Raw genomic sequence first — 23675 nt, forward strand, 5'->3', positions numbered from 1 at the left:
GGATGACCATGAACCAGTCGATCAACCCGCACGACCTTGGCGCCCATGCGGCCGCTGACGATCTCTTTACGCCTGTCGATCCGGCGGCATTCAACGCCGTGTCTCCGCCGATCTTCCAGACGTCGCTGTTCACCTACGACAGTTACGAGGCGATGGAGGATGTCTTCGCCGGCCGCACTCGCAACTATATCTATTCGCGCGGCGACAATCCGACGGTCCGCGAATTCGAACTCCTGGTCGCCCGCCTCGAGGGCGCAGAGGATGGGCGCGCTTTCTCGAGCGGAACGGCCGCCATTACTTCGACAATTCTCAGTCTCGTTGAGGCGGGAGACCGGGTCGTTGCCGTTCGCCATCTCTACAACGATGTCTACCGCCTTCTGGTGAAGCTGCTCGGCAGGCTCGGTGTCGCGGTGGATTTCGTCGATCCCGCCGACCACGACGAGGTCCGCAAGGCCCTGTCGGGCGCCAAGCTGCTCTACCTCGAAAACCCCACATCCTTCGTCTTCGAGCTTCAGGACATTGCGGCGCTGTCGGCCATGGCAAAGGAGGCCGGTGTTACCACAATCATCGACAATTCCTGGGCAACGCCGCTCTTTCAAAAACCGATCCAGCATGGCGTCGATATCGTCATTCACGCCGCCTCGAAATATCTCGGCGGTCACAGCGATACGGTCGCCGGCGTCGTCGTCGGCTCGAAGGAGGCCATCGCCAGGATCAATTCAACATCCTACCCCTATGTCGGCGCCAAACTGTCACCGTTCGAGGCCTGGCTGCTGCTGCGCGGCATGCGCACGCTGCGTGTCCGTCTCAAGGAGCACGAGCGCAGCGGGCTTTTGCTGGCCGGGCGGCTGAAGGAGCATTCTGCGATCGCACGCGTTCGTCACCCGGCATTCCAGGAGCATTCCGGACGGGCAACGCTCACGGGTTATGCCGGGCTGTTCGCCTTCGACCTCAATCCCGATATCGATGTCGCCCGTTTTGTGAATAGCCTTCGCGATATCCGCCTCGGTGTCAGCTGGGGGGGACCAGAAACGCTGGTGGTCCCCGCCAAGGTCGCGTTGCAGATCCCCGACCGGATGACCTCCTTCATCCGGTTCGGTGTGAGCGAGCAGACGGTTCGTTTCGCCGTTGGCCTGGAAGAGCCGGAATTGTTGTGGAGTGATTTGCAGCAGGCGCTGCACGCCGCGAAGCGGTAGGGTCCTGTCGGTGCGCATGGTCGGGGCGGGAAGCAGGCTCAGTAATTGCCAGATGGCAATGCTCCTCTGCCGCCTTGATCATGAAGTTGACGAGGGTCCTTGAGACGCCGAGTTCGGCTGCAATATCCTTCTGCGGCACGCCGTTGAGGCGATGGCGAATGAAGGCATCGTTGGTTCGCTTCGGCAACGCCTCGAGCGAGGCAAGCACATTGCGCAAAGTCTCGGCGGCGACAAGCTGGTCGAGCACGGTGGGGATGGGAGCCGTGATCTCCTGAACCTGGTCGATCGACCTATAGTTGTTCATCTGCTGACGTCGCCGGCGGCTCTCGTCGAGTGCGAGATTATAGACCATCCGGAAGGCGTAACCGATCGGGCAACGAATGCCGTCAGTTTTGACCCCATAGGCTTTAATGACTCCATCCTGAAATATATCCTCGGAATATGACTTTGATTTGACAACGCTTTCAATCGTTTTGAGGAGTTTTTCCTTGTTTTCGATCATGGCGTTGACCACGGCATTTCCGTTCACATCACGATGCAATGTGTGCATTGTCCTGTACCCTTTTTACAAATGGAAAATCAGGCTCTGTCGTTGCTGGTCGATGCGGTTTTGGCGTTCCTTCTCCGAGGAAAGTACACGATTTGATTGCAGTGTCTATTTTAAGGTGATAACAAGAGTCAAGTTTAAATCGACCTGATGAAAGCGAGAAAAAATGGGAAGGACAGTGGAGATCCTGACGGGCAAGGCGGAGCTCTGCCGATCGATCATGGGGGCTTTGCCCGACTGGTTTTCAGAACCTGAGATCATCGAAGCGAGCGCCCAGGCGATCGAAGACCTGCCGGTGTTCGGCTATGTCGAAGCCGACGTCGTGACAGCGTTGATGGCCTTGAAGCCCCACCCGCCCGGCGCCGTCGAGATCGCGCTGATTGCGACACGACCCGAACATCACGGTCGCGGCGCCGGACGCCATCTCATCGATGCGGCCGAACGTTTCGGCCATGAATCGGGTGCCCGACTTCTGACCGTCAAGACTCTCGCCCCGCGCGACCGCGACGAACCGCAGTTCGAGGCGACGCGGCGCTTCTATGACCGGAACGGCTTTGTGCGGGCGGAGGTCTTTGCAAAGCTCTGGCACGAGGATCATCCATGCCTGTTCATGGTCAAGCCGCTCGCCGACGTCGAGGCAGGTGAAGCCGTGTTTTGAGGCGACAGGAATTTCTGCCTGGCGCGTTGGCAATGACCAGCGCGCTACATTGGAGCGGCCCTTCTCGTCATCGCCGACTGCCATCCATCGTCTCTTCAGGACCTTGGCGAGCCGACAGGAGCTAATGGCGCCCGTCCGGCAGCGGACAGGCTTCGCCGCAGCCACCCACGCCCGGCAGATTGTAACGCAGGCAGCAGACCTTTCGGCGAGCGAACTCCAGTCCGCATTGCTGTCGTGCAATGCGGATCATGCCGAACATCGGATTGCGCCCGCCGCATGGCCATGCAGCTTCTTCAAGCAGCGCCAGGCCGCCTTCGACGAGGCCGGGCTCGTGACGATGGGCGATCTCCTTGAGAATCCAGGAGAGATATGCCGCGACATTGTTCCAGAGAAGCTTCGGAGCGACGCCGGCATTGACGGCGATCGCCGCGATCACCGGTTCGGCGTGGCGGCGCATCAGCCGGTGAAGCTCGCCGGCGGGCTCGGTGGTAACGTCTGGTCTTTCGGACATCACGAATGCTTCCGGCTCGCCCGTATGCTCGTTGCAGACGAGCGAAAGCCCGTCGATCTCCAACGGCAGCCCGATCCGGTGCACGAACATGTGGAGGCTGGGGGCGATCGTCAGCATGCTGAAATAGTAGAGCGTCCACATGGAGACGATCGCACGACGGTCGCTGTCCGGAAACTTTTGCGCATATCGGCCAATGATTTCGTCAAAGATTGCCCGGTCGCAAATATCCCTGCAGGGAATGACGATGCCCGTCTGCGGTGGAGAACTGAGCAGCTTGCCGCGGCAATAGGAGAACGGGCCGTCGCCCACCAGGCCGTCGAGGTCGACGGCCTGGTGGGCGACGGGATGATCAGCGACCAACGTCGCGGGCAGGAGCGCTCGGGTCGTCTCCGGCGCCATCTATTACCACCGGTATTTCAGGGTCGCCGTCATGTTGCGGCCTTGGCCGAGATAGCAGAAGCCCTCGTTGCACACGGTGTCGCGCTGGTCGGCAATGTTGCGGATATTGAAGGCAGCCGTCAGGCCCTCGTAGTTCTTGTCGATCGCGCCGAAATCATAAGCGGCAGATGCATCGACATAGAAGCTCGACGGGTTCTTCGAGGTATTGGCGGTATCCGTCCAATTCTCGCTGACATAACGGACGCCCGCGCCGACCGACAGGCCGTTGAACGGATTGGTTTCCTGGAAAGTATAGTTTGCCCAGAGGCTTGCGACATGCGCGGGCGTGAAGGCCGGCGTGTTGCCCTCATTGTCGCCTCCGGTCACCTCGGAATGGTTGTAGGTGTAGGCCGCAATGATGTCGAGGCCGTCGGCGATTGCCGCGCGCGCTTCAAGCTCGATGCCCTTTCCCGTCACTTCGCCAAGCGAGTCGTAGGCAAGGGTCAGCGGATTGACCAGCACCGGCTTGTTCTTTTCGACGATGTGATAGGCGACCGCCGACAGCAGGATGTCGGTGCCCGGCGGCTGGTACTTCACGCCGAGTTCGTACTGTTCACCCTCGGTCGGCTCCAGGATCTTGCCGGATGCCGACCGGTTGGTGACCGGGTCGAACGAGGTCGCATAGGAGACGAAGGGTGCAATGCCGTTGTCGAAGAGGTAAAGCGCGCCGGCTTGCCAGGAGAAGGCGTTCTTGTTGACGTCTTCCGAGTCGTTCAACCCGAAGGAGGGATAGGTCGTGTCACGCGTCTGGTTCACCCAGGTCTGGCGGCCGCCGAGGTTGAAACGCCAGTTTCCAGCCTCGATCTGGTCAAGGGCGTAAACGCCGACTTGGCGCATATCGGCATCGGCAACGATGAAGTTATAGTCCGGCGTGGCGCCCGAGACACCATAGGTCGGATTGGCGATATCGAAATCGAAGGCCGAGTTGACGGCGCCGATACCGTAGCCCCAGTTCGACTGGAGATTGGTGTAATCGAGGCCGAACAGCATCGTGTGTGCAAGGGGACCCGTATCGAACTTCGCCTCGAGCTGGTTGTCGACCTGGAAGACGTTCATCTCGTCGCGGATCGAACTCGCGTTACGATGAGCGACAGTCCCGGTCCAGCTGGAAACGCCGAGGTAACGAGCCCTGAGATCGAGATGCGAATAGCGCAGGTTCTGGCGGAACGTCAGGCCGTTGTCGAATTCGTGCTCGAACTGATATCCGATCTGCTGCTGCTTGACCTTCTGGTAGTCGTAGTCGGGATCGCTCTGCCTTATGTCGAGAATTTTGCCGTCGACGGTCGTGATCGCGCCGACATTGGCATCGGTCTCGTCGGACTGCGCCAGGCCGTACAGCGTGAAGGACGTGCCTTCGTCGGGCTTCCAGGTGAAGGACGGCGCCAGGAAATAGCGATCGTCGGCAATATCGAAATTGTTGTCGCCGTGACGGGCAAGGCCGACGATGCGATAGAGGAAATCATCATTTCCTTCGCTGATAGGTCCACCGAAGTCGAACATCGCCTGAGCCCGATCCTTGGTGCTGTAGGAGATGCCGACTTCGTGGATCGGCTCTTCGGTCGGAAGCTTCGATATCTTGTTGACGAGGCCGCCCGGCGATCCCGAGCCGTAGAGAACGGATACCGGTCCCTTGATCACCTCGACGCGTTGCAGCTGATAGGGATCGGTGCGGAACATGCCGTAATTGATATAGGGCTGGCGCAGGCTGTCCCGATAGTCGCCAACCGTCGTGATGTTGAAGCCGCGAATGAAGATTTGGTCGAAGCGCGGATCGAAGCCGTTCGGTCCTGTCGTCACGCCGGCCGAATAGCGCACGGCCTCGATGATGCTCTGGGCGCCCCGCTGCTCGATTTCCTTCTCGGTGGTCACCGAGACCGAACGCGGCGTCTCGACGAGCGGCGTGTTGATTTTGGTCGCCGCCGAGCTGTTCTTAGCGGCAACGGACGTCCGGTCAGCCTTGCTATCAGAGGCTGCGCCGCCTTGAATGACGATCGGCTCCAGCGCTGTCGCACTGGCATCGGTGGCGCTCTGGCCTGCAGCCGGCGATGCCGCAATGCCGATCAGGACGATCGCTGTCGTGACAAATAGGCTATCTCTATAAATTCGCGATACATTATTAGAAACATTCAAAAAAACACGTGCCATTGCTTGGTCCCTACGCCACGGATGCGGGCGGAACCTATGGAGCGAAATTGGCCTTGTCAACATAAGATGATTATTTTAGTCACCTTTAAATCGATAAATCCACGCCTTCAACACTCCCGAACAGGTTGCACGTAGAATCGAGGCCTCGTAACTTTCTGTGCGGGTAAATTGCCAACGGAGGCGGTTCTGCCGCGCGCGAGACCAAGTGCGCACCGAGACGACTGCCAACCTGCCGGTCTTGACGGGGATGGACCCGACGATCTTGTATTGCTGCTGATTTTGAACCACGCCCGCGGCCAGCAGTATCAACTGACTGAGTAGGAGGGGTATTTCGACCGCAGATGCCGCTGAAGTGGCTCGCCGGATAGGTCGGCCGGCGGACTTGCGCAAAACACCATCGCCTCACTTGAGTCAACTGCCACCCCCATTTGAGCCGCCGGCCAATTACGGGAAGAGACCTGTCGCTCGGTAAGCCCGGATCGTCCGGTCATAGATGCCGATGTCCTGGCAGCCCCGCGCGACCAGCTGGGCCCCCTCGATGGCTGCGAAGATCGCCATCGCGTGCTCCTGCAGGTCTTGGTCGCTTGCGGAAGGCTTGGCCCGCGAGAGCACCTTGGATAGCCAACCGACGTTCATAGCGGCGAATTTATCGACCTCGGTCCGAACCTCCGTGGGAAGGTCGTCAAGTTCGGCGCTCATGATTCCGCACAGGCACATGCGATTGTCGTTTGCCAGAGCTGAGCGAAAGATCTCAGTATATCTGTCCATGCACCAGGTCGCGTTTTCGGACGTCGCCAGCAGCTCCGTCAGATAGGCTGCTCCGTCCTCGGTGTAGCGACGCGCCAATGCGGCGCCGAGGGCGCCCTTGGTCGGGAAGTGGTAGTGCACGCTGGCACTCTTGATCCCCACTTCTTTCGCGAGCTCACGAAAGCTAAGCGCATTATAACCGTGCGCCTGCACCGTCGCTCTTGCGGCGCTCATGACCGCCTCGCGCATATCCGTTTTGGTTTTGGCCATCATCGATCCTTACCTATCACTCGATAGATAGTTGTTGACGCCGGAAAAGGGAAGGGATAAACGACGACTGCAATCTATCTATCGATAGACAGATAAAGGAGTCTCCCATGAAAATCTTCGATCGCCCCGGGTTTCCCAATCCGGCCCGCATCCGCATCGTGCTCGCCGAGAAGGATCTCGAACCGCAGGTCGAGTTTGTTTCCGTCGATCTTATCGGTGCCGAACACAAGCAACCCGCCTTCCTCCAAAAGAACCCCTCGGGCGTGCTGCCGGTGCTCCAGCTCGAGGACGGCACCTACATCGCGGAGGCCACTGCCATCACCGAATACCTCGACAATCTCGACGGCGATCCGCGGCTCACCGGCAAGACGCCAAAGGAAAAGGCCGTCATCCACATGATGCAGAAGCGGGCCGAGACCGAGCTGCTCGATGCGGTCGGCAACTATTTCCACCACGCGACCCCCGGCCTCGGCGGCGAGCTACAAGTGTTCAAGAGCCCGGAATGGGCTGGCCGCCAGGACTGGGGCAACCGCCAGCGCGACAAGGCGCTCGCCGGCATGACATATTTCGACAGATTGTTGCAGGACCAGTCGTTCGTCGCCGGCGATGCATTCTCGATGGCCGACATCACGGTGTTTGCCGGGCTGATGTTTGCCGACGCCGCCGGCATTGCCATCCCTGAAGATCATTCCGCGCTGAAGTCCTGGCGCGCAAAAGTCTCCGAGCTGCCGAGCGTCAAGAATCGCAGCGGCCAGATGTTCGTCGCGGAGGATCTGCGCAGGCTCGGCTTCTGATCCCCGCACCCGGCCTGAACATCGCGCCGATACGTCCAACCACATTACCCACTCGCGCCGCCCAGGCGGCATAATCTCACGGAGTTTCCTCATGTCTACGATCTCAACACCCGACAGCGCTTCCCGGCGCAACCTGCTGAAAGGGGCTGCCATCGCCGGCGTCGGACTGGCGGCGGCCGGTGCCAGTGCGAACTTGGCGGCAGCAAAAACGCCCGCGTCAGTCCATGCCGGGAAGCTCACAGGCGACCGCCTGGTCACGAAAGACGGCACCGACCTCTACTTCAAGGACTGGGGCACCGGTCCGGCCGTGGTATTTAGCCATGGCTATCCGCTCTCGTCCGACGCCTGGGAGGACCAGATGTTCTTCCTGTTGCAGAACGGCTATCGCGTCATCGCCCATGACCGTCGGGGCTTTGGCCGGTCGAGCCAGCCGTCCGGCGGTTACGACTACGACACCTTCGCCGACGACCTGGCGCAACTGGTCGAAGCGCTCGATCTGCGCGAGGCAACGTTCGTCGGCCACTCGATGGGCGGTGGCGAGGTCGCGCGTTATGTCGCGCGTCACGGCCAGAGCCGCGTCGCCAAGGTCGCCTTCGTCTCCTCGGTGACACCCTTCCTGCTCAAGACCGCGACCAATCCAAACGGAGCGCCAAAGGAGCTGTTCGATACGTTCCGCGCCGCTGTGCAGGCAAACCGGTCGCAGTGGAATCTCGACGTCACCATGCCGTACTACAGCTTCAACCGTCCGGGCTCGCACGTCTCGGAAGGTCTTAGGGAGAGCTACTGGCGTCAGGGACAGGCAACCGGGTTTCTTGCCGCCTATCACGCGCTTGGCGCCTTCTCCGAAACCGATTTCCGCGACGACCTCAAGAAGATCACCGTTCCCGCGCTGGTGGTCCACGGCAGCGACGACCAGATCGTCCCGCTGGAAATCTCCGCGAAACTGACCGCCGGGCTCGTTCCACATGCCAAGCTCATTGTCTACGAAGGCGGCTCCCATGGGCTGCTGCATGTCGACAAGGACCGATTGAACGCCGATCTGCTGGCGTTCCTTCGCGGCTGATGGCGTGGAAAAGGCCGGGGGCTGGCTGTAGCCCAGCCTCCGGCGCCATTGCGCGCGATCGTATGCGAGTCTGGCAATCAGGACGCCGTGATCTCGTTGACCGACGCGTCGTAAAAGAGATCGTCACCAAACTCCTCCCCGACAATGCCGCCCAGTCCTGCCGACAGCGACAGCGCAGCGTCCAAAGGCAAAAACGTCATCGTCACGCGCCGAACGAGCCCGGTCTCGTCGCGCTCGATGACACCTACCGCTTCCAGATCGAGGCCGGTGCGAAGTGTTGCCTTGTATTGCAGGAAATGGCGCTGATCGATCGCCCCATAGAAGGTCGGCGTCTGCGAGGCATAGAGCGTGCCGACGGCCTCGACCAGGCGCTTGATATTGTCACGGCCGGAAACCGGACGGCGCAGGACCGTCCCTCTCAGTTCGGCGTCATCGGCAAGATCATCGAGGAATGGGTGCTTTTCTCCGTTGCTGCCCGTCATGACGTTTCTCCGGAAGGCGTGATTTCTGGGGTGGCCGCGTGAGCGCGATCCAAACTCAACATCGACCTTGCGGGATATAGTGTGTAATTGCACGTCAAGCAATGAGCCTTGGAATCGGGATGTGGCGAGCATTCTACTTTGTCCGTCGAACGCCGAGATTCGCGCTTGACACTGTGCAATTGCACATTTAGATGTGCCCCATGCCGACACCCACTGGTCCCCATCTCTGTTACGCCCTCGCCGCCCGCCAGAACGCGCGCCATCTGAGCCGTCTTTACGACAATCATCTGGCGCCTGCCGGACTGTCGGTCTCGCAGTTCTCCATCCTGTCGCTGCTAGAAGCCTACCAGAGCCTCAAGATCACCAGTCTGGCCCATATGCTGAGCATGGAGCGTACGACGCTCGTCCGCGCGCTGAAGCCGCTGCAGGCAGCCGGATGGGTTGTCGCCGGGAGAGCCGACAGCGGCCGCGCCTTCGATGTCACCCTCTCCCCCTCCGGCGTCGCAAAGGTGGCGGAGGCTGTCCCCCTTTGGGAAAACGCCCAGGCCGCGTTTGAGCGGGAGGTCGGACAGGACCGCGCCGTGCGCATGCGCGATGAAATCCTGGAGCTGAACCTCGGCGGGTAGCTCCCCTTTTTACCCAAAACTGTGTAATTACACACTTTATGATGCAGCCAAACACAAGGAGATAGAAATGACTGACAAGTTCCTCGTTACCGGCGCAACCGGTGAGACCGGCCGCTACACCGTCCAACGCCTGCTCGAAAAAGGCCACTCCGTCCGCGCTATGGTCCACAGGCAAGACGAGCGCGCCGACGCGCTTCGCAACGAAGGCGCCGAGGTCGTGGTTGGCGACCTCTTCGAGCATGACGACGTTATCCGCGCTGCCGCCGGCACCACTGCCGCCTATTTCTGCTATCCGGTCCGTCCCGGCATCATCCAGACGACGGCATATTTCGCCGATGCGGCCAGGCGCGCCGGGCTGAAGGCCGTAATCAACATGTCGCAGATCTCCGCGCGCGAGGACTCCAAGAGCCATGCGGCGCGCGATCACTGGATCGCCGAGCGGGTCTTCGACTGGTCGGGTGTTCCCACCATCCACCTGCGGCCGACCTTCTTCTCGCAATGGCTGCTCTACCCGTTTGCACGCAAGACGATCGTCGAGCAGAGCATCATTGATCTGCCCTACGGCGCTGGCCGTCATGCGCCGATCGCCGCCGAGGACCAGGCCCGCCTGATCGCCTCGCTGCTGGCCGATCCGGCCGCCCATATCGGCAAGACCTACACGCTTCATGGGTCGACCGAGCTTGACCAGCCGGGCATCGCCGCGGCCATCAGCGAGGTGCTCGGCCGCAAGATCAGCTACCAGCCGCTGACCATCCCCGCCTATCGCGATCGCCTGGAAAAGTTCGGCCTGCCGGAATTTCTGATCCAGCATTTCTGCGCGATCGCCCTCGATTACCAGAATGGCATCTTCTCGGGCGCCGACAAGATCATCGCCGAAGTGACAGGCGTGCCGCCGATGACCGTTCAGGACTTCGTCACCTCGCACCGGGCCGCCTTCAATACCCTGAACGCGGCGGCGTAAGCCGCTCTGGCGCGGCCCGACGAGCATCGGCATCACCGGGTCTGAAACGCCGGCTCCGTCCACAAGCTGATGGCGGCGCGATGAATGCGCCGCCCGGCCAACCTTCCAGGAGAAGCAAGTTGAACATCAACCTTTCAGGTAAAGTCGCCCTCGTTACAGGATCTACCGAAGGCATTTTCCAGAATTTGCTTCTTATTTGATCCATGGCCGGCGGAGATTAAGGTGGCCGTAAAACGTCCAAATTCCAAACTATTTTCTACGAAATCAGTAGAAAGAGAACGACCTGTCTTTCTTCGGCCCATTTACATGCCTATGTTTCAAACGTGGGCTTGTCGACCTTCTCGCTGACGCCACACGCTAGTCCGCCTTGGTCATAAATCAGATTTGGGAAGAGAGATGACACGATACGTTATCGTGGGGGCAGGCGCGGTTGGTGCGAGCCTCGCTGCGCAGTTCGAACTTTCCGGCATCACATATGCGCTCGTCGGACGTGGCGCACAGATCGGCCATATAAAGAGGTATGGTTTGAGCTACCAACGTCCCTCTGGCAAGCGACAGACCGGGCTTAACGCTTTCGACCTCAGCGACCCGCCCAAATTGACCCTCGATGATATCCTGATGTTGACGGTCAAAACTCAGGACGCGGCAAGCTCCCTGGCCTCCTGGTCATGGCGTCCTGTGTCGGATTCGGGAGGTGCAACGGCTGCCAGTCTCCCCGTCGTCACCTTTCAAAATGGCTTGGCGACAGAAGCGATTGCGCTCAGAACTTTCGCCAGGGTTTACGGAGCTAGTATTCTGACGCCAGCACGGTTTACCGAAACCGGCTCCGTTGCAGTGGCGGGTGATCCGCAGGTCGGCGTGGTCACCATAGGGCGTTTCCCGTCGGGTTCTGATGAAACAGCCGAGCAGATTGCGGCGGACCTCACCCGCGCTAATTATCTGGCGGAAACCAGCAATGATATCCGCCGTTGGAAATCAGCCAAACTTCTTCACAACGTCAGAAACGTCTTGGAATTGTTCGTTGGGGCCGAGGATCTCCGCGTCTCCATCGCCGAGGCGCTGGTCAATGAAGCTCGCCAGGCTCTCGAGGCTGCCGGTTATAACCTCGCCTCACCCTCTGAACGGACCACAGATCTTTCAGGGTGGCGTATAGCTCAGGACAGTGGCATCCATCCCGGTCAACAATCGACCTGGCAGAGTTTTACCAGAGGCGCTTCGAGTGAAGTCGATTTTCTCAACGGCGAAATCGTCTTGCTGGGTCGTTTGCACAATATTCCGACACCCTACAATGAGGTTGTCCAGAATCTTGCTGGCAGATTGGAGCATCAAGGCGGCTTCACCAAAGCACTGGCGCTTGACGCGATTCAATCACTTGTCGACAGGCCCTATCGGGCGAGCAACACCGATCTCGCCGCAACGAACTGATTGTCGCCGTCTAATTGTTCAACGATGCAACCACCAACCTGAAGCGATCCAATGAGAGAACCCATATCAGATCAGATCCTCGCCGCAGCCGGCGGGCTATTTTACAGCGAAGGTATTCGGGCTGTTGGGATAGATCGCATTATCGAAGAAGCGAAAGTTGCAAAGGCAACGCTATATCGACACTTCCCGTCCAAGGATCATCTTGTTGCGGCCTATCTCCAGGATCGCCACGAACGTGTTGTTCGCTCCTTGCGGGAGGCCTTGGACGCGACGGCTGCTCCGAGAGACCAGGTGAGAGTTATTTTCGAGCGCCTGTATGAAAAGGCCGACAGCCCGGAGTTCCGGGGCTGCGCATTTGCTCTTGCGGTGGCCGAGCATGGCGACTCAGAACGCGTCGTGTCCGTCGCCCGAACGCATAAGAAGGCCGTGAGCGACATCTTCCGTGCCATTATCTCCAAAGCCGAATTAGGGCCCGACCAGACGGCTGCTCATCTATCGCTTCTCTATGAAGGCGCGCTTGCGACGGTGGCAGTCGGACGTGATCCAACAGCGGTTCTCGTCGCCCGAGACTGCGCACTTTCTGTATTCGACGCCGCAATCCTACGCGACCGGACATCTTGAGAGCACTATAATATGACAAAGATCATCGACTATTTCTTCGGCATTGGCTCGCCATGGGCTTTCATCGGTCTGGACGCGTTCGCGGCACTGGCTTCCGAACAAAACGCTACGATCCGCCCCTATGTCATCCCCCTGATTGAGGATAACGGCGCCATCTATTCTCGTAACCGACCGGAGGCCCGTCGAGCTTATTGGACGAAGGATCTCAAGCGTTGGGCGGCCGTCCGGGGCAAAACGCTGAACTTCGAAAATCGCGCGGCCTTGTCGGATCCAACGCCGGCGGGTTTCATGATCCTTGCCGCCATCGATGCGGGCAAAGACTGGTTCAAGCTGACGAAAGCGCTGCAGGAGGCCTTCTGGTTGCGCGGAGAAAATATCGGTGACGCACAGGTGCGTCGCGCAATCGCGGATGCCGCGGGCTTCGATGGCGCAGCGCTGGATGAGCGTGCCCAGAGCGACGCCGTGTTGTCGATATGGAAGGCCAATTACAAGACCGCCAAGGACGCCGGTGTGTTTGGGCTGCCGACATTCCGTTATGAGGACGAGCTTTACTGGGGGCAGGACAGCCTGCCCTTCCTCGAACGTCATCTCAAGGGCGCAAAACTGGTCGCCTGATCCTGTCGTAAAGTCGAGGTGCGCGCCCGCTCGAACGCAGCCGGGCCGCAAACCTCAGATCGCAATTCCGGGGTTTCTCATGTCTCTTTGCTCGCCGGGTTCCCTGGTCTTCACCGAATGGCTGGCGGCGCATCTCGATCATCCTGGCCACGTCATTCTTGACGGCTCTTTCACGACACCGATGTCGCGCGGAGCGGACAAGTGAGCGCGCTCTCCCCTGCTCTTATCGAGGCGCTATACGACCGTTTCGGTGACCGCTTCTCCACATCGCAGCCCTTGCGGGAGCAGCATGGCCGCGGTGAATCCCACCACATCGCCGCGATTCCGGATGCAATCGTCTTTGCGGAAAACACGGAGGACGTAGCGGAAACCGTGCGGCTCTGCGCGGCCGAAGGCGTGCCGGTCATCGCATTCGGCGCCGGTACCTCCCTCGAGGGCCATCTGAGCGCGGTACGGGGTGGTGTTTCCATCGATCTCTCCCGCATGTCGCAGATCGTCCGCATCAGCGCCGAGGATTTGGATTGCACGGTTGAGGCCGGCGTGACCCGCGAGCAGTTGAACGCTCATCTGCGTGACATGGGCCTGTTCTTCCCGATCGATCCGGGCGCCAATGCCTCGATCGGCGGTATGGCATCGACCCGCGCATCAGGCACGAATGCCGTGCGCTACGGAACCATGCGCGAAAACGTCTTGTCTCTAACCGTCGTTCTGCCGAGCGGTCAGATCATCCGAACCGGTGGGCGGGCACGAAAGTCGTCGGCCGGATACGATCTGACGCGGCTGTTCGTGGGCTCCGAAGGGACCCTCGGCATCATCACCGAGGTGACGCTTCGGCTTTATGGCATTCCGGAAACGACCTCGGCCGCGCTTTGCTCGTTCGAGAATGTCGAACAGGCGGTTGCTGCGGCCATCGCAGTCGTGCAGCTCGGCATTCCGGTCGCGCGGATGGAGTTGATGGACCGCGGTCTGATTGAAGCCGTCAACGCTTATTCGAACCTGTCCTTGAAGATCGAGGACACACTGGCCTTCGAGTTCCACGGCTCTCCGGCCAGCGTGCAGGAACAGGTCGAGATGGTCGCCGGCATCGTCGGGGACAACGGCGGCAAGGACTTCGAATGGGCCAATACGCCGGAAGAACGCAACCGCCTGTGGAAGGCGCGTCACAATGCGTTTTATGCCGTCGTTTCCCAGCGTGCGAATGCCAAGGGCTGGTCTTCCGACGTCTGCGTGCCGGTATCGCAGCTCAGTGCCTGCATTCTCGACACGCGCGAACTGCTGCGTAGCTGCAGCGTGCCGGCCGCCATTCTCGGCCATGTCGGCGACGGCAACTACCATGTTGTCTTCGCCGTCGATCCGACGAGCCAGGCAGAACTCGACGAGGTCGCCGCCATCAACAAGAAGATGGTGGAATACGCGATTTCGGTCGATGGCACATCGACGGGCGAACATGGGGTGGGCACAGGCAAGATCAAATATTTGCGTCAGGAACACGGAGATGCCGTGGATCTCATGGCGGTCATCAAAAATGCCATCGATCCGAAAGGCATCATGAATCCCGGCAAAGTCCTTCCAGACCATGTTTCGCCGGCTACTGCATAATTCCTTAAATCGGAATCGATTTAAGGAATTATGCAGCATTTCAAAGCGTTACAGCGTCCTTGGCGCGTCTTAAAAGACGCGCGGCGCTGTACTCTGAAAACGGCTTGATCGCCGAGGATACTGTCAAATGAATAGCTTCAAGACCCACAGTTCCCATTGGGGGGCATTTTCAGGCCGATACGAAAACGGAGGTCTTGAGGTCCGGCCTCATCCGGGCGATCCGCATCCGTCGCCATTGCTGGGCAACATTCCGGCGATCGCCCATAGCCCTATGCGCATCAGGCGGCCGGCGATCAGGCGCGGCTGGCTCGAAGGCGCGCCGGATCACGCGCAGAATCGCGGGTCGGACGACTATGTCGAGGTCAGTTGGCCGCGCGCAGCCGACCTCGTCGCAAAAGAGCTGCAGCGCGTTTACGGAAACTTTGGCCCGGAAGCCGTGTTCGGGGGATCCTACGGCTGGTCGAGTGCCGGACGCTTCCACCATGCACAAAGCCAGATCCACCGGTTTCTCAACGTGCTGGGTGGTTACGTCGGTTCCGTCAACACCTACAGCTCCGGTGCGGCAATGGTCATCCTCCCGCACGTGTTGGGACCATACGATCATTTCGACCGCAAGAGCGTCACCTGGGATGCCATCGAACGGAGCAGCGAGCTGGTCGTCGCCTTCGGCGGGATGGCGATCAAGAACACCGATGTGCATGGCGGCGGCATCAGCGCGCATATCGTGCCCCGGACGCTGAACGGCGCGCACGCGCGAGGTGCGCGTTTTGTCCTCGTGAGCCCCCTGAAAGACGATTTTCCTGCTGAGGTGAATGCCGAATGGCTGCCCATCTTACCCGGCACCGACATCGCGCTGATGCTCGGCCTCGCGCATGTGCTCGTCAGCGAGGGATTGCACGATCGCCAATTTCTCGACCGATATACGGTCGGCTACGAACGTTTTGAAGACTACCTGCTTGGCCGGATCGATGGTGTCGAAAAGGGCCCGGATTGGGCGTCCCACATCTGCGGCATCGGCGTCGACACCATCAAGACCCTCGCGCTCTCCATGGCGCGCGCCAGGACGTTGATCACCGTCAGCCATTCCTTGCAGCGTGCCGACCATGGCGAGCAGCCGGTCTGGATGGGCATCGTGCTCGCCGCAATGCTCGGGCAGATTGGGCTGGATGGCGGCGGCTATTCCTATTCCCTTGGAGCGTTGGGCAACATCGGCAAACACCAGCTCGCCGTCCCGCTGCCGACGTTCAGCCAATTCAAGAATGCCGTGTCGGATTTCATTCCCGTCGCGCGCATCGCCGACATGCTCCTCAATCCGGGCCACGAGTACAACTACAACGGCCACGCGATGCGTTATCCCGATATCCGCCTCGTCTATTGGGCGGGAGGCAACCCGTTCCATCACCATCAGGATCTCAACAGGCTGCGGGCGGCATTCAAGAAACCGGAGACCATCATCGTGCATGAGACGGCCTGGACGTCGTCTGCGCGCCACGCCGATATCGTGCTGCCGGCGACGACCACGCTCGAGCGTGACGATATCGGTGCGGCGGACCGCGATCCGCTGATGGTCGCCATGAAGAAGCTGATCGAGCCGGTCGGCGAAGCACGGGACGATTATGAGATCTTCTCTGAGATCGCGTGCCGTCTCGGCAAATTCGAAGAGTTCACCGAAAACCGCACCAGCCGGGAATGGCTAACCTTCCTCTTCGAAACAACGCGCAAGGCGCTCGTAGCCGGTGGACACGAAGCTCCCGACTTCGAGACGTTCTGGGAACGTGGAGAGATACGCCTGCCGCTCAAACCCGACGATGGCGGACCGGCGCGTGCCTTTCGCCATGATCCGTTTGCATCTCCGCTGCAAACGCCATCCGGAAAAATCGAGATCTTTTCGCAGACGATCGAGAGCTTCGGCTACGACGACTGCCGCGGCCATCCGCGATGGTATCCGCCAAGGGCGGAGGCGGAGGACGATAAAAGCCGCTTCCCGCTCCATCTGGTCTGCAACCAGCCGCATCAGCGGCTGCACAGTCAGCTGGACTACGGCGATTTCAGCCGCTCCACCAAGATAAAGGGGCGGGAACCGGTTCGTATAAACCCGGCTGACGCGGCTGAACGCGGCATTTCCGATGGCGACATTGTGAGGCTGTTCAACGCCCGCGGCAGTTGCCTTGCAGCCGCGGTGATCAGCGAGGACGTCCGAAAGAGCGTGATGCAGCTTGCGACGGGTGCGTGGTTCGAACCCGACAATGCGGCCTCCGACAAAGCCATGTGCATCCACGGCAATCCGAACATCCTCACCCGCGATGTCGGAACCTCGCAATTGGCCCAGGGCTCGACCGGACAGCTTACCAGGGTGGAGGTAGAGCGGTTCGTCGGCGAACTGCCTCCGGTGCGGATATTCGAGGGGATGACGTTCTTAGACGAGGCTGAGAGGTCCAGCACGAAGGCCAGCAACCAGTAGATCGGCTTCATCAACCACGGCGAAGGATGCACTGCGCCCGGAAAAGCTGATCCTCACACACCCAGAAACCGAACAAAATAATCCATAAAATTAGTAGAAAAAGAACAACTGGTCTTTCTCCCTCCTGTTGCCCTGCTTAGGCTATGCGTCGTGATCTACTTGGCAAACAATACAGGACCGCATTATGATCGAACGCTCTTCCCCGTTCTCCCTTTCCCGGCGTCTGCTGATCGCCACCTCTGCGTTGGCAATCGCCGCCTTGGTGGTAACGGCTGAGTTCAATCCGGCTCTGAGTGCCGATAGCCCACACAACGGCGGTGACATCACCTTCCTGATTGACTCGCTGGGTGATACCTGGATCCCGAACAACAGCGCCATTTCCAGCTTCCAGGGCCACATCTGGGGCCATGTGACCGATAAGCTCCTTTACGTCGATGCTGACGGCAAGGTCAGCCCCTGGATCGCCGAACGCTGGGAGCAGAACGACAAGGCCACCGAGTTCACCCTGCACCTGAAGAGCGGCGTCACTTTCTCCGACGGCACGGCGCTCGATGCGTCGGCCGTCGTCGCCAACCTCGACATCTGGTACGCCGGCCGCAAGAGCGAAGGCATCAACCCGATTGGTCTCTTCCCGAAGACCTACGACCACGCCGAGGCGGTGAACGCGACCACAGTGAAGGTCTTCTTCAAGGCGCCGACGCTCGGTTTCATCCCGACCCTCGGCTATCACGGCTCGATCCTCATTTCCCCGAAGACCCTCGCTCAGCCCGCCGCCCAGCAGGCCGACCTCAGTAAGACCTCCGGCAGCGGCCCCTACGTGGTCGACTCCTGGAAGGAGGGCGACTTCGTCAAGCTGGTCAAGCGCAAGGACTACAACTGGGGGCCCGCGGCAGTCGGTCATACCGGTCCGGCCTATCTCGACACGATCACCTACAAGCTGGTGTCCGAGCCCTCGCTGCGCGTGGCCGCTGTCCAGTCCGGCCAGGCCGACGTAGCCTACAACGCCTCGCCGCAGGAGCTGGAGTCTTTGAAGGCAGAGGGATTCACCACCGCGACACCGCGCTACCTCGGCTTCGTGAACGGTTGGGCAATCAACACCAAGCTTGCACCATATGACGACGTGAAAGTCCGCCAGGCCCTGCAGGCCGGCATCAACCGCCAGGAGATCATCGACACCGTCTACACACCCGACTGGAAGCTCGCGACGTCCTTCATCCAGAGCAACGTGCCGGGAGCGACCGATCAAAGCGCGCTTTTGGCCTACAACCCCGACAAGGCCGAGAAGCTTCTCGACGAGGCGGGTTGGGTCAAGGGCGCAGACGGCATCCGCACCAAGAACGGCCAGCCGCTCGTGCTGACGCTGCATTCCAACCCCTACCTCGCAACCTCGAAATCGGTCGACGAACTCATCGCCCAGCAACTCGGCAAGATCGGCTGGAAAGTCGCTATCCGTGCCTACGATGTCGTCACCTTCGGCCAAAAGGTCAAATACGGCGGTCCGGCAGTGCCGGCCTATGAGGTGACGCGCAGCTTCATCGACGCCGGCACCGTCGCCAGTATCCTGACGAACGCCAACAACGGCGAGAACTGGTTCGCCCTCGACGAGAGCGACAAGACGCTCAACGAACTCCGCGACAAGATCGCCAGCGCCGGTTCCATCGAAGGCCGCAAGCCGCTCCTCGACGAACTGCAGAAGTACATTCTCGATCAGGGCTACTTCATCCCGCGCACGCAAATCGTCCAGCGGATCTACGTCCAATCCCCGAAGCTCAAGGGCGAAGTCTATAACGGCGTCGCCTATGCCAGCTACTACACGGCGACGAAAAGCGAATAACCCGCAATTCAACCGAGCAACGTAAGAAGGTGACGGCATGAGCAAAGCCTACCTAAACTACGCCGCAAAACGCCTCGTACAGGCGATCGTCGTGATCCTATTGGCCTATGTCTTCACCTTCGTCGTCGTCAGCATCCTGCCCGGCGACCCGATCACCAATGTCCTGAACAACCCCCAGAATGGGTTCACACCGGATGAGATCAAGGAGATCATCGCTGCCCAGGGCCTGGATAAGCCGATCCCGGTCCAGTTGTGGACATCCTTTTCCGGCTTCGTGACCGGCGATCTCGGCCTGTCGATGCGGACCAACCGGCCCGTCACGACGCTGATCGCCGAGGTGCTCCCATCGACGTTGGTCCTTGCTTCTGCAGGCCTCGTCGTCGCGCTGCTGCTCGCGGCGGTGATCGCCTATGGCACGCAGTTTCTTCCAAAACACTTTGGCCAAGGCTTGCTGCGGGGCTTCCCGTCATTGTTCCTGTCGGTGCCCAACTTCGTGATCGGCCTGGTGCTGATCCACCTCTTCGGTTTCCAGCTCGGCGTCTTCCGCGTGATCGAGCCCGACAGCTTCTGGGCGACCCTTTTCGCGGCCATCGCGCTCGGCATCCCCATCTCCGCGCAAATCGCCGAAGTGCTCATCGCCAATCTCGATCATGAGTCCGGGCAGGAATACGCTGCCGTCGCGCGGGGCCGCGGCCTCGGGCAAATGCGCCTGTTCGCCAAGCACCTGCTCAAGCCGTCTTCGCTGCCGGTCATTACCGTCATTGCGCTTACCATCGGCGAACTGCTCGGCGGCTCGCTGATCACCGAGACGGTATTCGGACGCACCGGTCTCGGCAGCCTGGTACAGCGGTCGGTGAGCACTCAGGACCTGCCGGTGCTTCAGGCGGTCGTCTCTCTGGCAGCGGTGGTCTTCGTGGTCGTCAACCTGATCGCCGATCTTGCCTACCCGCTGCTCGACCCGCGCGTGAAGCTGCTTGGCACTCCCCAGCGTCGTCCAACTACAGCCGACGAAGGTTCCGTCGGCATTTCCAAGGTGGTGACCTCATGACCCTCGCCTCCACCTACTCTACCTCGCGCGTCACCGCGATCGGGTGGCTGACGGCGCTGCGCGTACCGCCGGTCGTCGCGCTCTCTTTCGCTATCGTCGCGCTGGCGATCGCCTGGTCGCTCGCCCCGAACCTGTTCACGAGCTATGACCCGGTCAACGGCGTTCCCGCTCAAAAGCTGCTGGGCCCCAGTGCGGCGCACTGGTTCGGCACCGATCACCTCGGCCGCGACCTTTATACCCGTGTCGTCTATGGCACATCTTCCTCGGTCGCCAGCGCGCTGATCGCCGTCGTCATCGGCGTTTTCGCCGGTGGCTTCATCGGCCTGCTGGCCGGCTTCTTCGGCGGGTGGGTGGATACCCTGTTTGCCCGCCTGGTCGACGTGCTGCTTGCAATTCCAAAATTCCTGCTGGCCGTCATCGTCGTCACCGCGATCGGCTTCGACACCACGAACGCCGCCATCGCAACCGGCGTCTCGGCGGTGGCCCTCTTCGCCCGGGTGATGCGCTCGGAGGTCATCAAGACCCGGCAAGCGACATTCGTCGAATCTTCCTTTCTACTGGGTGGATCGCGCTGGCACATCCTTTGGCGCCACGTGCTGCCGAACGCCTCGCGCTCGGTGCTGCCGCTTGCGGTGCTGCAGTTCGGCGACTCGATCCTGGTGATCGCCAGTCTCGCTTTTCTCGGCTACGGCGACCCTCCACCGGCCTCCGACTGGGGCCTGCTGATCTCGATCGGCAAGGACTACCTCAAATGGCCGTGGCTGGTTTACGCGCCCGCATTCGTCACGATCGCAACCGTCCTCTCCGTGAACAGGATCAGCCGATGGCTTCGCAAGACAGACTGACTGAGCTTTTCGCCCGTACTGACGTCACCGGGTCGGCGCTCCGGCGATCGTCCCCCCTGCTCCGGATCGACGGGCTGTCGGTTTCCTACGGACCGCAGCAAGTCGTCAGTGACGTTGGCTTTGAACTCGGCCGCGGTAAGAGCCTCGCCCTCATCGGAGAGTCGGGCTCGGGCAAGTCGACCATCGCTCGCGCGGTGTTGCGACTGCTCGCCACTGGTGGACGCGCTAACGGCCGCGTCGAGTTCGACGGCCAGGAGGTATTGGGCCTCTCGGAGCGTCGTTTCCGGCCCTTGCGGGGACGTGCGATCGGGTTTGTCCCGCAGGACCCCGGCAACTCGCTCAACCCGGTGCGGACGATCGGCGCCCAGGCGATGGAGGCGGCAGCACTCGTCGACGAGCCCAATAAGGCAATCCGCAAGGCGCTCATCCTGGAGACCTTCGCCCAGGTCGGCCTCGACAACCCCCAGCGGGTCTATGACTCTTACCCGCACCAGCTGTCCGGCGGCATGCTGCAGCGCGTGCTGATCGGCCTTGCTGTCCTCCCCCGGCCGTTGCTGCTGGTCGCAGACGAGCCGACGTCAGCGCTCGACGTCACGATCCAGAAGCGCATCCTCGACTTGCTTTCCAAGTTGCAGCACGAACTGGATATCAGCCTGCTCCTCATCACCCACGATCTGGCGATCGCCGCCGAGCGGGCGGACTCTCTGGTGGTGCTCAAGGACGGCATCGTCCAGGAAGCCGGCAGCACTACGGCTGTCTTCTCCGCGCCCGCTTCGGCATACGCTAGGAAGTTGCATGCCGACGTCCCAGCCCTCAACCCCGATCGTTACCGTAAGCTACGAGACCCCGCCTTCCATCTCCTCGGGACCAAGACCGACAAGGCACCGAAGATCGAGGTTAGCGGCGTCACGAAGACTTTCACGGTCGACGGCAAGGTTCTGACGGCCGTCAACGACGTGTCGTTTGCCGTCCAGGCTGGCACCACACACGCGCTGGTCGGCGAATCCGGTTCGGGCAAGACGACGGCAATCCGGCTGCTGCTTGGGCTCGAACAACCCGACATCGGGAACATTGCGGTCGCCGGCGAGCAGCTCAACGGTCGCTCGCCCGAGTCGCTGCGCGCGGTATGGCGCCACCTGCAGCTCGTCTACCAGAACCCGTTCACGTCGCTGGACCCGACCTGGAAAGTCGAGCAGCTGGTACGAGAACCGCTCGACCGGTTCAAGATCGGAACCCGCGAGGAGCGCTCCGCGCGGGTCCGCGAAGCGCTGGCCAATGTCGGGCTCGGCGAGCACCTGCTCTTGCGTAAGCCGGAAGCCTTGTCAGGTGGACAGCGCCAGCGCGTGGCCATCGCTCGGTCTCTGGTCCTCAAGCCTGATGTGATCGTGCTCGACGAGCCGACTTCCGCGCTCGACGTCAGCGTTCAGGCCGACATCGTCGAGGTGCTGCTTTCGCTACAAGCCAGGCTTGGCCTGACCTATGTATTCGTCTCCCACGATCTGGCTCTGGTGCGCCAACTCGCGCACACCGTCTCGGTGATGCAGCGCGGGCGCATCGTCGAACATGGGAGCGTCACCGACATCTTCGGAAACCCCCAGCAGCCCTATACGCGGTCGCTGCTGGAATCGATCCCATCGGGCGGCGCTGGTATCGCCCGTGCACCACACCCGCAACCTCGGCGGATCTTCAACGAGGAAAAGATCGCATGACCATCGCTGCGCCTGTAAATCCTCAGCCCGCGTCGTTCCGACCAAAGCAGCGGCTTGGCTTCAACACCCGGGTATCGTTCAATGACGAGGCCGGACCGGCGCAAGGTCTGCGCGACGGGATCGAACTATTCAAGGAAGCCGAGCGGCTGGGTTACCAGTCGGGATGGGCCTATCAGCGACACTTCGACCATTACCTCTCCTCGCCGCTTCCGTTCTTTGCCGCGGCCGGTCAGCACACCAAGCGCATCAACCTGGGATCGGCGGTCATCCCAATGCGCTATCAGGACCCGATCCTGCTCGCCGAAGCGGCCGGTACGACAGACTTGCTCATCGATGGCCGGCTGGAGCTGGCCATCTCGACTGGTGCCAACGCGGCCTTCGACGCTGTGTTCGGTGCAGTCGACACCGACGCTCGCACGGAAGCGAAACGGCGCCAGGCGCGCTTCCTCTCAGCGATCGCAGGCGAAGTCCTCCATACGGTCGTTTCGCCGGGCCAGGGTGCCCCGCAAGGCGCCGAATTGCGCGTAACGCCGCATAGCCCGACCCTGCGCTCGCGCATTCGACAAGGGTCAGCCAGCCTGAACTCGGCGGTGCAGGCGGCCGAGCTCGGGATCGGGCTTATCTCGGGAACCGTGCAGCACGACCATGCCGAGGGCGAGACTTTCGGGCAGTATCAGGCTCGCATTATCGAGGCGTTCCGCGCCACCTGGCGCACGACCTGGGGAACGGAGCCGCCATCGGTCGCAGTCGCCGCCTCCATCCTGGTCGGGACCACCGCCGAACTTCGAGAGAAATATGCTGCCTATGACCTCGAGCGTCGCACCATCGGAATTGCCGCGTCGCGTCCCAAAGGTGCCCTCGCGCCCGCCAGCCAACCAGCCGGCGCTCAGATTTCACCTGTCTTCCAAGGCACGCCCGATCAAGTGATTGAGGCAGTGCTCAACGACCCGGGCCTCGCAGCCGCAGACGAGGTCGTGCTCTTCCTGCCTCCCGCCTTCGGCCTCGCCGAGAATATACGGTTGCTGACCGATCTGGCCGAGACAGTCGCTCCAGGACTTGGCTGGTCACCTGCCTCGTAAC

Annotated in this window: 22 protein-coding genes; 17 read left to right on the forward strand and 5 right to left on the reverse strand. The window is 60.9% G+C overall.

The features are described 5' to 3' along the window. Positions 1-8 precede the first annotated feature (8 nt). Entirely contained in the window at positions 9-1196 is a 1188-nt protein-coding gene (locus tag AB8B31_RS24605) for a PLP-dependent transferase (protein ID WP_026242333.1), read from the forward strand. On the opposite strand, the gene AB8B31_RS24610 is transcribed toward AB8B31_RS24605, so the two are convergent. Beyond that, the gene (locus AB8B31_RS24610; RefSeq protein WP_080646133.1) at positions 1087-1746 is read right to left on the reverse strand and encodes a sigma-70 family RNA polymerase sigma factor; all 660 of its coding nucleotides are present in this window, start codon (positions 1744-1746) and stop codon (positions 1087-1089) included. The two genes, AB8B31_RS24605 and AB8B31_RS24610, sit on opposite strands and share 110 nt — an antisense overlap. A gap of 163 nt (positions 1747-1909) precedes the next feature. Between AB8B31_RS24610 and AB8B31_RS24615 the strand changes: the two genes are divergently transcribed. After that, positions 1910-2401: a GNAT family N-acetyltransferase gene (locus AB8B31_RS24615; protein ID WP_018516826.1), complete on the forward strand. Its 492-nt coding sequence runs from the start codon at positions 1910-1912 to the stop codon at positions 2399-2401. A 121-nt stretch (positions 2402-2522) separates the two neighbouring features. Here AB8B31_RS24615 and fhuF read toward each other — a convergent pair whose 3' ends face one another. From fhuF to AB8B31_RS24630, 3 genes are all read right to left on the reverse strand, one after another. Further along, positions 2523-3311: a siderophore-iron reductase FhuF gene (gene fhuF, locus AB8B31_RS24620; protein WP_018516827.1), complete on the reverse strand. Its 789-nt coding sequence runs from the start codon at positions 3309-3311 to the stop codon at positions 2523-2525. A 3-nt stretch (positions 3312-3314) separates the two neighbouring features. Then, positions 3315-5495: a TonB-dependent siderophore receptor gene (locus AB8B31_RS24625; RefSeq protein ID WP_018516828.1), complete on the reverse strand. Its 2181-nt coding sequence runs from the start codon at positions 5493-5495 to the stop codon at positions 3315-3317. Positions 5496-5939: 444 nt separating this feature from the next. Further along, positions 5940-6515, reverse strand: a complete 576-nt coding sequence (locus tag AB8B31_RS24630) for a TetR/AcrR family transcriptional regulator (RefSeq protein ID WP_018516829.1) — start codon at positions 6513-6515, stop codon at positions 5940-5942. A gap of 104 nt (positions 6516-6619) precedes the next feature. On the opposite strand from AB8B31_RS24630, the gene AB8B31_RS24635 reads away from it, so the two are divergent. Both AB8B31_RS24635 and AB8B31_RS24640 read left to right on the forward strand, forming a co-directional pair. Then, the gene (locus tag AB8B31_RS24635) at positions 6620-7306 is read left to right on the forward strand and encodes a glutathione S-transferase family protein (RefSeq protein ID WP_018516830.1); all 687 of its coding nucleotides are present in this window, start codon (positions 6620-6622) and stop codon (positions 7304-7306) included. A 91-nt stretch (positions 7307-7397) separates the two neighbouring features. Further along, positions 7398-8369 carry an alpha/beta fold hydrolase gene (locus AB8B31_RS24640; RefSeq protein WP_018245549.1) on the forward strand — a complete coding sequence of 324 codons (972 nt, stop codon included), beginning with the start codon at positions 7398-7400 and terminating at the stop codon, positions 8367-8369. Between the two features lie 77 nt (positions 8370-8446). Here AB8B31_RS24640 and AB8B31_RS24645 read toward each other — a convergent pair whose 3' ends face one another. Then, positions 8447-8851, reverse strand: a complete 405-nt coding sequence (locus AB8B31_RS24645) for a hypothetical protein (protein WP_018516831.1) — start codon at positions 8849-8851, stop codon at positions 8447-8449. Positions 8852-9051: 200 nt separating this feature from the next. Between AB8B31_RS24645 and AB8B31_RS24650 the strand changes: the two genes are divergently transcribed. The 13 genes from AB8B31_RS24650 to AB8B31_RS24710 all read left to right on the forward strand — a co-directional run bounded on the left by AB8B31_RS24650 (position 9052) and on the right by AB8B31_RS24710 (position 23674). Then, on the forward strand, positions 9052-9477 hold the full coding sequence (locus tag AB8B31_RS24650; RefSeq protein WP_018516832.1) for a MarR family winged helix-turn-helix transcriptional regulator: 426 nt from the start codon (positions 9052-9054) through the stop codon (positions 9475-9477). A 67-nt stretch (positions 9478-9544) separates the two neighbouring features. After that, complete coding sequence (locus tag AB8B31_RS24655) at positions 9545-10438, forward strand: NmrA family NAD(P)-binding protein (protein WP_018516833.1); 894 nt, start codon at positions 9545-9547, stop codon at positions 10436-10438. Between the two features lie 396 nt (positions 10439-10834). Then, complete coding sequence (locus tag AB8B31_RS24660; RefSeq protein WP_018516834.1) at positions 10835-11863, forward strand: ketopantoate reductase family protein; 1029 nt, start codon at positions 10835-10837, stop codon at positions 11861-11863. A 51-nt stretch (positions 11864-11914) separates the two neighbouring features. Then, on the forward strand, positions 11915-12484 hold the full coding sequence (locus AB8B31_RS24665) for a TetR/AcrR family transcriptional regulator (RefSeq protein ID WP_018516835.1): 570 nt from the start codon (positions 11915-11917) through the stop codon (positions 12482-12484). A gap of 12 nt (positions 12485-12496) precedes the next feature. Further along, positions 12497-13099: a 2-hydroxychromene-2-carboxylate isomerase gene (locus AB8B31_RS24670; RefSeq protein ID WP_018516836.1), complete on the forward strand. Its 603-nt coding sequence runs from the start codon at positions 12497-12499 to the stop codon at positions 13097-13099. Between the two features lie 79 nt (positions 13100-13178). Continuing rightward, on the forward strand, positions 13179-13304 hold the full coding sequence (locus AB8B31_RS24675) for a hypothetical protein (RefSeq protein WP_018245542.1): 126 nt from the start codon (positions 13179-13181) through the stop codon (positions 13302-13304). Beyond that, positions 13301-14698, forward strand: a complete 1398-nt coding sequence (locus AB8B31_RS24680) for an FAD-binding oxidoreductase (RefSeq protein ID WP_018516837.1) — start codon at positions 13301-13303, stop codon at positions 14696-14698. The genes AB8B31_RS24675 and AB8B31_RS24680 overlap by 4 nt, the downstream gene beginning before the upstream one ends. 127 nt (positions 14699-14825) lie before the next feature. Further along, positions 14826-17159 (forward strand): molybdopterin guanine dinucleotide-containing S/N-oxide reductase, encoded by a 2334-nt coding sequence (locus AB8B31_RS24685; RefSeq protein WP_018516838.1) that lies wholly within the window; start codon positions 14826-14828, stop codon positions 17157-17159. A gap of 184 nt (positions 17160-17343) precedes the next feature. Then, a complete protein-coding gene (locus AB8B31_RS24690; RefSeq protein ID WP_026242334.1) occupies positions 17344-18993 on the forward strand; it encodes an ABC transporter substrate-binding protein in 1650 nt (549 codons plus the stop codon). 37 nt (positions 18994-19030) lie between these two features. Beyond that, a complete protein-coding gene (locus tag AB8B31_RS24695; RefSeq protein ID WP_018516840.1) occupies positions 19031-20041 on the forward strand; it encodes an ABC transporter permease in 1011 nt (336 codons plus the stop codon). After that, the gene (locus AB8B31_RS24700; RefSeq protein ID WP_018516841.1) at positions 20038-20886 is read left to right on the forward strand and encodes an ABC transporter permease; all 849 of its coding nucleotides are present in this window, start codon (positions 20038-20040) and stop codon (positions 20884-20886) included. The genes AB8B31_RS24695 and AB8B31_RS24700 overlap by 4 nt, the downstream gene beginning before the upstream one ends. Further along, positions 20865-22595 (forward strand): dipeptide ABC transporter ATP-binding protein, encoded by a 1731-nt coding sequence (locus AB8B31_RS24705; RefSeq protein ID WP_018516842.1) that lies wholly within the window; start codon positions 20865-20867, stop codon positions 22593-22595. The genes AB8B31_RS24700 and AB8B31_RS24705 overlap by 22 nt, the downstream gene beginning before the upstream one ends. Beyond that, a complete protein-coding gene (locus AB8B31_RS24710; RefSeq protein ID WP_018516843.1) occupies positions 22592-23674 on the forward strand; it encodes an LLM class flavin-dependent oxidoreductase in 1083 nt (360 codons plus the stop codon). Before AB8B31_RS24705 ends, AB8B31_RS24710 begins: the two co-directional genes overlap by 4 nt. Position 23675: the final 1 nt, after the last annotated feature.

It is taken from the genome of Rhizobium sp. 62_C5_N11_2 (assembly GCF_051811185.1).
Classification (GTDB): domain Bacteria; phylum Pseudomonadota; class Alphaproteobacteria; order Rhizobiales; family Rhizobiaceae; genus Rhizobium; species Rhizobium leguminosarum.